We start from the raw sequence: 11,454 nt of genomic DNA on the forward strand, positions 1-11,454 counted from the left end.
TCGCGGCAAGCGCAGCACCAGGCTGGTTATCGCCGCCGCAAAGACCGACATCCGCGCACCCGATCCCCGGCTTGTCGCGCTCATCGCCAAGGCGCATCGCGCCCGCGAGCATCTGTTCGTCAGCGCCGCCTCACGCGGTGATCGCCATGCCGAGCGGCTCGCGCGCCTTGCCTATCTTGCCCCAGATATCACCAGCGCCATTCTCGATGGCGCCCAGCCACGGGCGCTTACCAGCCGCCGCCTGCTCAAGCTTCCTGCACTTCCGCTCGGCTGGCCCGATCAGCGCAGGCTCCTCGGATTTAGCTGACCCCTCTGTCGAATCGGTGGCCACGAAAATCGCCCACAGAGACGCGCGCGAAAGATACGCACAATCCCCGCTCCACATCCCGCGTCTCCAGCCAACACATCGAAGCTACGCGCAAAAGACCCGCAGAACTGCGCCACTCCGCGGACGCCGTCATATATTTATTGAATTATATCAATGTCTTGAATGTGCGTGGTGCGCCCGGCAGGATTCGAACCTGCGACCACCCGCTTAGAAGGCGGGTGCTCTATCCAGCTGAGCTACGGGCGCGCGGCGCGGTCGGCGCCCGCTGGCGCATAGCGTGGTTTGCGCATCGCGCAAAGCAGGTTAAGCAGCAACGCCATGCCCGACTCCCCCGTCGCCCCTTCGGCCGCTTCGGCCCGGCCCGCCCAGGTCAGCGCCGCCAGCGTCCGGCACTTCCGCTATTACGACCTGGTGATGGCGGCCTTCGTCGCCATCCTGCTGCTGTCGAACATCATCGGCGCCTCGAAACCCAGCTACATCCCGATGCCCGACGGCAGCCAGTGGGCGTTCGGCGCCGGCGTCCTCTTCTTTCCGATCAGCTACATCATCGGCGACGTGCTGACCGAGGTCTATGGCTATGCACGCGCGCGGCGGGTGATCTGGACGGGCTTCGCCGCGCTCGCCTTCATGGCCTTCATGGCGTGGGTCGTCGTCGCGCTGCCCCCCGCCGACGGCTGGCCCGGCCAGGCGAGCTACGAATTCGTCTTCGGCAACAGCTGGCGCATCGTCATCGCCTCGATGACCGCCTTCTGGGCCGGCGAATTCGCCAACTCCTATGTTCTCGCGCGGATGAAGCTGTGGACCGGCGGGCGCTTCCTGTGGATGCGCACCATCGGGTCGACGATCGTCGGCCAGGGTCTCGACAGCCTGATTTTCTACCCGCTCGCCTTTTACGGGCTTGCCGGATGGCCGCCCGACCAGTTGATGCAGGTCGTGCTGTCGCAATGGCTGATCAAGACGGGCTGGGAAGCCGCGCTGACCCCCCTCACCTATTGGGTGGTCGGAACGCTGAAGCGCCGCGAGGGCGTCGACGTCTTCGACGAAGGCACCGATTTCAATCCCTTCGGCGCCAGAGGCTGAACCGGCATGACGCTGATCGAACTGGCCTCGCTGTTCGAGGCGCGGAAGGTCTCGGTCATCGAGGCGACCGGGCTCGACAAGGATGCGCTGCACATCTATTTCGGCCTCGCGCTCTTCCTGCTCGTCCGGCTGATCTGGCGCTGGCGCGGCGGCTGGTTCGTCGCCTGGCTGGCGGTGCTCGCGATGGCGTGCGGCGGCGAATGGCTCGACATGACGGTCGAGGCGAGCGACGCCGCGGTCCAGCCCGACGCGGCGCACTGGCACGACATCTGGAACACGATGTTCTGGCCGACGATCCTGCTGCTCGTCGGGCGCTGGCTGCACCCGCCACGCGGCGATGCGCCCGAAGCGCTCGATCCGGTTGCCTCAGGCGAGGACGCCGAGCGCGGCCTCGAACAGCCTTAGGCCGTCGGTGCCGCCGTGCGCGGGGTCGATCGCGCGCTCGGGGTGCGGCATCATGCCCAGCACATTGCCGGCATCGTTGAGCACCCCGGCGATCCGCCGCGCCGATCCGTTGACCGCATCGGCATAGCGGAAGGCGACGCGCCCCTCGCCCTCGAGCCGGTCGAGCGTCGCATCGTCGGCGAAATAATTGCCGTCGTGGTGCGCCACCGGGATCGTGATCGTCTCGCCCGCGCGATAGCCGGCGGTGAACAGCGACTGGCTGTTCTCGACGGTCAGCCGCACGCTGCGGCAGACGAAATTCAGTCCCGCGTTGCGCATCAGCGCGCCGGGCAGCAACTGTGCCTCGGTCAGCACCTGGAAGCCGTTGCAGACGCCCAGCACCGGAACGCCGCGCCCCGCGGCCTCGGCGACGGCGCGCAGGATCGGCGAGCGCGCCGCCATCGCGCCCGACCGCAGATAGTCGCCATAGGAAAAGCCGCCCGGTAGCGCGATGAAATCGGTGCCCGCGGGCAGTTCGCTCTCGCGGTGCCAGACCATCGCCGGCGCGCGGCCGGTCACGGTTTCGAGCGCGACCGCCATGTCGCGGTCGCAGTTGGAGCCCGGAAAGACGATGACGGCGGTCTTCATGGGCGTGGCTCCTTCGATATCGGCCGGTCAGGCGCGGGTGATGCGGTAGTTTTCGATCACGGTATTGGCGAGCAGCTTCGCGCACATCGCGTCGAGGTCGGCGTCGGTCACGTCGTCGGCGACGTCGAGTTCGATGAAGCGGCCGGCGCGAACGTCCTCGACGCCCGCAAAGCCCAGCCCTTCGAGCGCGTGGTGGATCGCCTTGCCCTGCGGGTCGAGCACCCCGGGCTTGAGCGTCACATGAACCTGGACTTTCATGGCGGCGGACCTTTGCGAAGCAGCGTGGGAGAAGGACCGCGCCTATGCCCGCGAATCGCCGCGCGGGCAAGGGGCGGCGAAAGAGGGCGGCGAGCGAAAGAACCGCGGCGCGCCACGAACCGGGATTGCGAACCAGTCGCATCTTTGCTGTTGCGAATCCTTCGCACTATCTCTAGAGGGAGAGTTGTTGAGAGGGATTCGCACATGGTCGTCTGTGTCTGCAACGCAATAAGGGAACGCGAACTGCGCGATGTGGCGCGGAGCGGCGAGTTGCGCAGCGCCAAGGCCGCCTATGCGCAATTGGGTCGCAAACCCAAGTGCGGCCAGTGCCTGTCATTCGCTCGCAATATCATCAGCGACGCTGCGGCGACTGCCTGATTTTCCTTGGATTTCCGTCCTTTTTAGCCTTGGCCTGACCGGGTCCGGGCGGCTATGATGCCGCCCGCCATCCCACCCGGACAATGACAGGACAAGAAAATGAAGGGCGACGAAAAGGTCATCGATTTCCTCAACGAGGCGCTCAAGAACGAGCTGACCGCGATCAACCAATATTGGCTGCACTATCGCATGCTCGACAATTGGGGCGTCGCGCGGCTCGCGCATTTCGAGCGCGAGGAATCGATCGACGAAATGAAACACGCCGACAAGCTGGCCGACCGCATCCTCTTCCTCGGCGGCCTGCCCAACTTCCAGATGCTCGGCCGGCTGCGCGTCGGCGAAACGGTCGAGGAGATACTGAGGGCCGACCTCGCGCTCGAGGAGGAGGCGATCCCGCTACTCAAGGACGCGATCGCCCATGCCGAGGGCGTGCGCGACTATGTCAGCCGCGACCTGTTCGCCGACATCCTCGAAAGCGAGGAGCATCATGTCGACGAACTCGAGAAGCAGTTCGAGATGATCGAGCGGATGGGGATGGAAAATTACGTCCAACTCCAGTCGAAGCCCGCCGGCGACGATTGACGCATCCCGCAAGGAGGCGCCGCGAAGGCGCCTCCGGCACGGATTTCCGCGAGAATCGGAGGCACCTTCATGGTGCCTCTTTTTTTGCTTGTATTTGCGATTAATTCTCAATAGCACGGTGAGGCAGTCACCTCCTGCCGGCTGCTGCGAAAGCGGCAGCCGGCACCTTTTTCGGACCCGGCGGGAGGACTGCAAGGCGACCGGGCCGCGACGGGAGGCACCATGGAAAGCAGCACGCTGGTTCGCCGGCTTACCGCGCAACCGCTGGTCCGCGACCTGCCCGTCGACGCCGCGCAGGCCGTGCTCGCGCTGCGCTATTGCATTCTCTGCCGCCGCAGCGAGCGCGATCCGATGCCCGAACTCGAACGGCGCTGGGGCAATGTGCTCGCCGCGCGGCGTTACCGGCTGGTGGTCGAGGCGATTGGCCAGATCTGGCCCGATCCCTTCGCGGTTGCCCCGCCCTGCTGCCCGCGCGTCAGCTTCGACGAGGCGCTGCTCGCGACGATGATCGGCGCCGTGGCGCGCGGCAACCGCGCGCAGTTCGACTGGCTGAGCGGCGAGATGCTCGGCGGCGACGCCCGCGAAATGCTGTTCGTCGCACTCGGCAATTTCCTGCGCGCCAGAGCGCCGGGAAGCGTCGGGGGAGGCTGAATCGAACTCCCACGCTTGCGAGCGGGACAGCAAGAGTTGCGAACCTTGCTCGCTACCCGCGGCGGGGTGGGCAGACGCAGGGGCGTATATATCCTTCACACACGTAAGGGCCTGTTCCCCGGCGAAAGCCGGGGTCCAGATGGCATTGCGTTGCCCCGCGTGGACCCCGGCTTTCGCCGGGGAACAGCTACTTGTCGAAAGGGGATGCCAACCGACGCAAGGCCGCCGGCCCTCCCCCCCACCCCTCCCGCAAGCGGGAAGGGAGGCGATCGGCGCCCGATTCGAACCAGTCCCCCGATCAGGACCCCGCCTTGTCGCTCACCGCCCGGATCACCAGCGCCTTGTCGTCGACCAGATAACGCCGCGCGAGCGCCTGCAGATCGACGGGGGTCGCGGCCTCGACTTCCGCGATTCCGTTGCGGCTACGGTCGAGGCGGTCGGCGCGGCTCGTCGCCTCGGCGACATAGGCGAGCCAATAGCTGTTCTCGCGTCGCGCCCTGGTCATCGCCTCGACCAGCGGACGGCGCGCGCGGTCGAGCATGTCGGCGTCGACCGGCTTGTCGCGCAGCGCCTTCGCAATGGCGAAGATCGCGGCGCGCGTCGTCGCGAGATCCTTGAAATCAACATTGCCGGCCGCGACCAGATAGCCGAATCCCGGATATTCGTCCGACAGGCTGGCGCCGGCCCCCGGGCTATAGGTCTCGCCCAGCCGCTCGCGAAGCTCCTCGACCAGTTCGAGCTGCATCACGCGCGCGAGCAGGTTGAGCCGCATCGCCTCGGCCAGGTCGCTGTCGTCGCGGGCGGGCCAATAGACGCGCAGCTCGGCCTGCTCGGCGGGGCCCTTGTGGATCAGCGTGCGTTCGCTGCGGTCGGTGGCGAAATGCCGCACCCGCGCCGTGGTGCGCGGATCGAAGGCGGCGCGGCGGTCGGGCAGCGCGCCGAAGGTCGCCGCGATCGCGTCGATCGCCGCCTGTTCGTCGATGTCGCCGACGACGCCGATCTCGATCGCGCCGTGGGCCAGGCTGTCGGCGATCGCGGGTTCGAGCTGCGACCAGTCGAGCCTCATCAGCCGGTCGAGCGGCGGCGTCTGCGCACGCGGATCGTCGTCGGCGACGATGCCCGCGGCGTCGCGCGCGATCACCGCCGCGGCGGTCGCATCGTTCGCGGCATATTGCTGCGGCAGGTAGCGGCGGATCAGCGCGAGCCCGTCGGCGCGATAGCCGGGATGTGTCACGAAAGCCGCCATCAGCTTCGCCTGCAGCGCGAAATCCTCCGCCGAGGTCAGTGCGCTGCCGCCAAAAGCGTCGGTGCCACTGCCGAAGCTGGGGCTGACCGTCCGGCCGGCGAGGATGCTGCGCAGTTCGTCGAGGCTGTGCGCGGCGAGCCCGCCGAGCGAGAGCGACCCGGCAAGCGCCACCTTCGTCGGGTCGTCGCGCGTCGCGAGCAGGTCGCCGCCGTCGACGCGCACCGACAGATAGACGCGATCCTTCTGGAAATCGGTCCGCTTGATGTTCAGCATCACATGGTTGGCGAAGCGGACGCGGCGGATGCCGAGATCCTCGACGCGGTCGTCGGCGACCACCGTCCCCGGCGTGCCGAAATGCTGATAGGCGAAGGCGGCGGTCGCCGCCTCGGCCGGCGGGGCCACCGCGACCTGCTGCGAGGCGCGCAGTTCGGCGAGGATCGCATCGGTTCCCCCCTCGATCGCCGTCTTCGACGTCACGCGCGCGAGCGGCGCGCTCATCCCCGCGACGCGCCCCCGGAAGGCGTCGGCGACCGCCGCGGCCGACAGCGTCGGTGCGACCTGTTCGAACAAGGCCTGCGAGGTTTCGGGGCGGACGAAGACGAAATCGCCCTTCGCCGCCTTGATCAGCGTGTCGGCGAGCGTAGCGCTGCGCCGCGTGTCGACGCCGGCCACCGCGTTGCGCAGCGCAGTGCGGCGAATCGCGACCTGTTCGTCGACCTCGGCCTGAGTGAAGCCGTGCTCGACCGCGCGGCGATATTCCTGTTCGAGGATGGCGAGCGCCTCGCGCCACGCGCCTTCCTTCGCGACCGCGCTCAGCGTGATCTGGTCGAAGACCTTCCAGCCCGCTGCCTCGCTGAACGAGCCGCCGACGATCGGCGAATCCTCACGCAGCGCGATCTTCGACAGCCGGCGGCCGACGATCGCCTCGCCCACCGATTCGGCGAGCGAGCGGGCACGCTTCGCCCGCGTATCGGCCTCTTCGACCCACGGCTTGAACATCGCCAGCGTCACGGTATCGGCGACCGCCGGGTCGACGAAATCGTCGGCGGCGGACGGCCGCGCATAGTCGATCGTGCCGATATCGGGATCGGGCCCGGCGGGGCCGCGCCCCGCCCAGTCCGAAAAGCGCGCCTCGATCTTCGCCGCGACTGCCGCCGGGTCGAAATCGCCGACCATCACCAGCGTCGCGCGCTCGGGCCGGTAATAGCGGTCGTAGAGGTCGCGGATGCGCGCCGCGGTGGCGGTGCGGATCACCGCCTCGGTTCCGATCGGGAAGCGGTCGGCGATCGTCATGCCCGGCGCGAGGAAGGCGAAATGATCGAGCGTGTTGCGCCGCTGGTAATTGTCGCCGGCGCGCCGTTCGGACTGGATGACGCCGCGTTCGCGGTCGACCGCCGCCGGGTCGATCGTCAGTTCGCTCGCCGTCTCGCGCATCAGCATCAGCCCGGTGTCGATCAGATCGTCCGAGGCGCCCGGCAGGTCGAGCTTGTAGATCGTCTCGTCGAACCCGGTCGAGGCGTTGGTATCGGCGCCGAACGCCAGCCCCTTGCGCTCGAGCAGCTTGACCATCTCTCCCTCGGGCACATGGGTCGATCCGTTGAACGCCATATGCTCGAGGAAATGGGCGAGCCCGCGCTGGTCGTCGGCCTCGGCGAAGCTGCCGACGTCGAAGCGCAGGCGCATCACGACGCTGTCCTTCGGCGTCGTGTTGCGCAGCAGCGCATATTTCATCCCGTTCGGCAGCACGCCAAAGACAATGTTCGGATCGACCCCTATGTCGCTCGCCGCGAAATTCCACGCGCGCGCTGCGTCGGTGTGCGGATTGACGGCGGCGGAGGCGGCGGGCGGCGCGCCATCGGCGCGCGCGAAAGTCGGCGGCGCGAGAGCGACAAGCAGGAGAAGGGGCGACAGCGCGGCCGAAGCGCGCCGGATCAGGCGAAGCGTCATGCGTCCGTTCTGGCCGCGATTTCCCGCCCGTCAAGCCGCGGAAGCGCCGGCCGCGCGATCCTTCGACGAACGGCGTCCGCCGCCCGCCGCGAACCGCGGACTATCCCTTTTTCTTGCGATGGCTTTCCAGGTCGAGCACCGCGGTATCTCCGCCCTCGGGCATCAGCCCCAGCCGCCGCGCGACCTCCTGATACGCCTCGACCTCGCCGCCGAGGTCGCGGCGGAAGCGGTCCTTGTCGAGCTTCTCGTTCGTCGTCATGTCCCACAGGCGACAGCCATCGGGGCTGATCTCGTCGGCCAGGATGATGCGGCTGTAGTCGCCGTCCCACAGGCGCCCGAACTCCAGCTTGAAGTCGATCAGGCGGATGCCGACCGCCGCGAACATGCCGCTCATGAAATCATTGATGCGGATCGCCAGGTCCTGGATGTCGTGCAGTTCGTCCTGGCTGCACCAGTTGAAGCAGGCGATATGCTCCTCCGCGACCAGCGGATCGCCGAGCGCGTCGTCCTTGAAGCAATATTCGATCAGCGTGCGGGGAAGCTGCGTCCCCTCCTCGATCCCCAGCCGCTTCGACAGCGAACCCGCAGCGACGTTGCGCACGACGACCTCGATCGGCACGATCTCGACCTGGCGGATCAGCTGTTCGCGCATGTTGAGCCGGCGGATGAAGTGATGCGGCACGCCGATATTGCCGAGCAGCGTGAAGACATGCTCCGAAATCCGGTTGTTGAGCACGCCCTTGCCGTTGATCGTCCCGCGCTTCTGCGCGTTGAAAGCGGTCGCGTCGTCCTTGAAATACTGGATCAGCGTGCCCGGTTCGGGGCCTTCGTAGAGGATCTTCGCTTTGCCTTCGTAGATCTGGCGGCGACGGGCCATGGCGCAAACACTTTCTGCCGGAACCAAAAGAATGACCCCGGCGACAAGCGACTCAGGCGAGGCGCGGCGCCGGGGCGACGAGGCGGCCTATAGCGGCAAAGTCGCGGCGCGTCATCCCTCGCGTCGCCGGGGCGGAAAGGTAGAAAGATGCGTGCCTCGCGCCCGTCACCCCGAACGCATCAGGTCCGTATGCCGCTCAGGCAGGCCCGACCTGCTCCCCGGCGAAAGCCGGGGTCCACGCGGGGCAGCGCCGCACCATCTGGACCCCGGCTTTCGCCGGGGAACGGTTCCTTGTCGAAGAAAAGGATGAGCCCGGTCCCGAACCGGCCGCGCAGGCAGGCTGCACGGGTTTACGCTTACGTCCACGTCAACTAGCGCTTGCCTTCACCCGTCCCGCTTGCAACCATGTCCCGAGCCCCAAGGAGAGTGATATGAGCTTCGACCAGATTCGCCTCGACAAGCAGGACGGCATCGCGCTGCTGACGCTGCACCGGCCCGACCGGATGAACGCCTTCACCACCCAGATGATGCTGGAGATCGTCGCCGCGCTCGACGAGTGCGACGCCGACGACGCGGTGCGCGCGGTGATCTTCACCGGGTCGGGCGACCGCGCCTATTGCGCGGGGGCCGACCTTGGCCAGGGGGCCGCGACCTTCGATTACGACAAGCGCACCGACAAGGCGGCGACGCTGCCCGACGGGGTAGCGGCAAGCCCGGTCGCCGAAGACGGCACGATCGATTGGTCGCACCCGCTGATCCGCGATTCGGGCGGGCGCGTGTCGATGCGCATCTTCGACAGCAGGAAGCCGGTGCTCGGCGCGATCAACGGCGCCGCGGTCGGCATCGGCGCGACGATGACGCTGGCGATGGATGCGCGCCTCGCCAGCGAGACGGCGCGCTACGGCTTCGTCTTCGCGCGGCGCGGCATCGTCCCCGAAGCCGCGTCGAGCTGGTTCCTGCCGCGCCTCGTCGGCATCCAGACCGCGGTCGACTGGTGCTTTTCGGGGCGGCTGATCGGTGCCGCGGAGGCGCGGGAAAAAGGGCTGGTCCAGTCGGTCCACGCGCCCGGCGACCTGATCGACGCCGCGATCGCCAAGGCGCGCGAGATGACCGCCGACAGTGCGCCGGTGTCGGTCGCGCTGACCCGCCATATGCTGTGGCGCATGCTCGGCGCGCCGCATCCGATGAGCGCGCACCGCTGGGACAGCCGCGCCATCTTCGCGCGCGGCCGCAGCCCCGACGCGGCCGAAGGCGTGACCAGCTTCCTCGAAAAGCGCCCGCCGAACTTCACCGCCAGCGTCGCGAACGACTATCCGTGGTTCGCCGAGTTCGAGGACGCGCCGCCGTATAGCTAGACGCGGTTGGAAGGCCTCGTCATTGCCGCGCGGCTTCGCCGCTCGCAATGACGAACCGGTCAATCCAGAGCCATCGAAGTCAGGGCCTTGCCCACCGGTCGACTATCACCCCCGCGGTTTCTTCGCCGCATTGGCGGCCACGGCCTCGCGCACCAGCGCCCTGAACGCCGCCGCGTCGATCGAATCGCCCTCGAACAGGTCGATCGCGCGGCGCGTGTTGCCGTCGAGGCTGGCGTTGAACAGCCGCGCCGGATCGTCGAGCGATGCCCCCTTCGCGAAGGTCAGCTTGACCTTGTCCTTATAGACTTCACCGGTGCACAGGATGCCGCCGCGCTCCCAGACCGGTACCCCGAGCGGGTTCGACGGCTTGCGCCATTTCACCGTTTCGACCACCTCGGGCTCTGCTTCGGCGATCAGGGCGCGCATGCGCGCCAGCGCCGCGCCAGCCGCCGAGGGCGGCGATCCGGGCGTCGATCCGGGCGTCGATCAGGTCCGACGCGCTGCTGTCCTCATTCTCCATGCCCCGATCCTAGCCCATCAGCCCGAGCGCGAGCAGCAGTAAAATGAAGTTGATTGCCGCGAACAAGCTGAAGAAGAGCAGCAGCGCCGTGCGCAGGAGCGCACCGGCGGTCGGCAGGCGATAGGCGCCGCGAAGCTGCCGGTACATGTGGAAGGGCAGATAGAGCATCGCGCCGAGCGTCGCGACCTCGCCGATCAGCGTCAGGTTGAGCAGCCGCACGACGACGAACAGCAGCAGCACGAAGCTGATCGAATAGGTCACGAAGACGAAATGATCGTACATGTGGAAGCGGCGGCTGAACGGGAACAGCGTCCACATGAAGGGCAGCGACAGCGGGATCAGCGCCCAGGCGAACTTGTAAGCATTGGCCTGCAATTTGTAGAAGAGCAGTCCAGGGTTCGCGATCGCCTTATCCAGGCCGTGATCGATGGCGGGAATCCCGGTATCGGCCTTCGTGCGCGTCGCGAAACTGGCGCTGGTCGCGACCTGCTGCACCGGATCGGCGAGGACGGGCGGGCCGGCCGCGCGCTCCTCGCGGGTCAGGCTGCGCGCCACGCCCAGATAGTCGGCGCTTTTCTGGAGCGTGTCGCGTTCGCTCTCCAACTTCCGCCGTTCGGCGGCGGGCAAGCTCTTGTCCGTGAGGCGCGTCTCGACCCGTTCGACCTCGTCCTGCAGGCTCGAACGGATCGCGTTGGAGCGCGTCTGTTCGGCGGCCGCGCGCGCGATCTCTTCGCCGACGCCGCCGCCCGCGCCGACCATCGACAGCACCGCATAGGTCAGGAAGACCGCGAACAGGAACAGCGCGAGCGGCGAGATGAAGCGCGCGCGCTCGCCGTGGATATAGCGGCGCGTCAGGTCGCCCGGCCGCCAGGCGAGCAAAGGCAGCGTATTCCACAGCTTGCCCTCGAAATGAAAGATGGCGTGGACGAGGTCGTGCCCGATCGCGCCGAAGCTGCGGTGGACGTCGGCCTTCTGCCCGCAGCGATGGCAATGCGACCCGACGAGCGTCGTGCCGCAATTGAGGCAGCGCGTGCCTTCGTGACCGCCGCCTGCGCCGCCGTGCCGCGGCTCGATCGCGCGGCTCGCCAGCCCCGCCGTCACCGCCGCCCCGATGCCTTCGATATCCCCGCTCATCGCGCCTTCGTAGCAGCGCAGGCGGGCGGCGCAACGGGGCTTTCGCCGCCGCGCCAAAGCGTGATA

The 11,454-nt window shown here is 67.6% G+C and carries 12 protein-coding genes, 1 tRNA gene and 1 pseudogene; 7 read left to right on the forward strand and 7 right to left on the reverse strand.

The features are described 5' to 3' along the window. Nucleotides 1-307 (forward strand): annotated as a pseudogene (locus ABS88_RS13075) (recombinase family protein); the annotation flags it as partial. A gap of 190 nt (nt 308-497) precedes the next feature. Here the strand turns inward: ABS88_RS13075 and ABS88_RS13080 are convergent. Then, nucleotides 498-574: transfer RNA gene (locus ABS88_RS13080), tRNA-Arg, on the reverse strand. Nucleotides 575-646: 72 nt separating this feature from the next. Between ABS88_RS13080 and ABS88_RS13085 the strand changes: the two genes are divergently transcribed. Together ABS88_RS13085 and ABS88_RS13090 are read left to right on the forward strand one after the other, a co-directional pair. Beyond that, nucleotides 647-1,408 carry a queuosine precursor transporter gene (locus tag ABS88_RS13085; protein ID WP_076073651.1) on the forward strand — a complete coding sequence of 254 codons (762 nt, stop codon included), beginning with the start codon at nt 647-649 and terminating at the stop codon, nt 1,406-1,408. 6 nt (nt 1,409-1,414) lie between these two features. Then, entirely contained in the window at nt 1,415-1,813 is a 399-nt protein-coding gene (locus ABS88_RS13090; protein ID WP_076073648.1) for a hypothetical protein, read from the forward strand. Here the strand turns inward: ABS88_RS13090 and purQ are convergent. Together purQ and purS are read right to left on the reverse strand one after the other, a co-directional pair. After that, entirely contained in the window at nt 1,775-2,440 is a 666-nt protein-coding gene (gene purQ / locus ABS88_RS13095; RefSeq protein WP_067105326.1) for a phosphoribosylformylglycinamidine synthase subunit PurQ, read from the reverse strand. The genes ABS88_RS13090 and purQ overlap by 39 nt on opposite strands. 27 nt (nt 2,441-2,467) lie before the next feature. After that, complete coding sequence (purS, locus tag ABS88_RS13100; RefSeq protein WP_067105325.1) at nt 2,468-2,698, reverse strand: phosphoribosylformylglycinamidine synthase subunit PurS; 231 nt, start codon at nt 2,696-2,698, stop codon at nt 2,468-2,470. Between the two features lie 204 nt (nt 2,699-2,902). Between purS and ABS88_RS13105 the strand changes: the two genes are divergently transcribed. From ABS88_RS13105 to ABS88_RS13115, 3 genes are all read left to right on the forward strand, one after another. Continuing rightward, nucleotides 2,903-3,076 carry a (2Fe-2S)-binding protein gene (locus tag ABS88_RS13105; RefSeq protein WP_067105324.1) on the forward strand — a complete coding sequence of 58 codons (174 nt, stop codon included), beginning with the start codon at nt 2,903-2,905 and terminating at the stop codon, nt 3,074-3,076. Nucleotides 3,077-3,175: 99 nt separating this feature from the next. Continuing rightward, on the forward strand, nt 3,176-3,658 hold the full coding sequence (gene bfr / locus ABS88_RS13110) for a bacterioferritin (protein ID WP_067105323.1): 483 nt from the start codon (nt 3,176-3,178) through the stop codon (nt 3,656-3,658). A gap of 222 nt (nt 3,659-3,880) precedes the next feature. After that, on the forward strand, nt 3,881-4,309 hold the full coding sequence (locus ABS88_RS13115) for an addiction module antidote protein (protein ID WP_067105322.1): 429 nt from the start codon (nt 3,881-3,883) through the stop codon (nt 4,307-4,309). 298 nt (nt 4,310-4,607) lie between these two features. Here the strand turns inward: ABS88_RS13115 and ABS88_RS13120 are convergent, their stop codons facing one another. Next, complete coding sequence (locus tag ABS88_RS13120) at nt 4,608-7,502, reverse strand: M16 family metallopeptidase (protein ID WP_286749975.1); 2,895 nt, start codon at nt 7,500-7,502, stop codon at nt 4,608-4,610. Between the two features lie 100 nt (nt 7,503-7,602). Continuing rightward, on the reverse strand, nt 7,603-8,379 hold the full coding sequence (gene purC, locus ABS88_RS13125; protein ID WP_067105320.1) for a phosphoribosylaminoimidazolesuccinocarboxamide synthase: 777 nt from the start codon (nt 8,377-8,379) through the stop codon (nt 7,603-7,605). Nucleotides 8,380-8,810: 431 nt separating this feature from the next. On the opposite strand from purC, the gene ABS88_RS13130 reads away from it, so the two are divergent. Further along, on the forward strand, nt 8,811-9,734 hold the full coding sequence (locus ABS88_RS13130) for a crotonase/enoyl-CoA hydratase family protein (protein WP_076073643.1): 924 nt from the start codon (nt 8,811-8,813) through the stop codon (nt 9,732-9,734). A 105-nt stretch (nt 9,735-9,839) separates the two neighbouring features. Here the strand turns inward: ABS88_RS13130 and ABS88_RS13135 are convergent, their stop codons facing one another. Beyond that, the gene (locus tag ABS88_RS13135) at nt 9,840-10,160 is read right to left on the reverse strand and encodes a DUF1801 domain-containing protein (protein ID WP_156482931.1); all 321 of its coding nucleotides are present in this window, start codon (nt 10,158-10,160) and stop codon (nt 9,840-9,842) included. 103 nt (nt 10,161-10,263) lie between these two features. Then, a complete protein-coding gene (locus ABS88_RS13140) occupies nt 10,264-11,388 on the reverse strand; it encodes a DUF3667 domain-containing protein (RefSeq protein WP_076073638.1) in 1,125 nt (374 codons plus the stop codon). Nucleotides 11,389-11,454: the final 66 nt, after the last annotated feature.

This window comes from Sphingopyxis sp. SCN 67-31 (assembly GCF_001725095.1).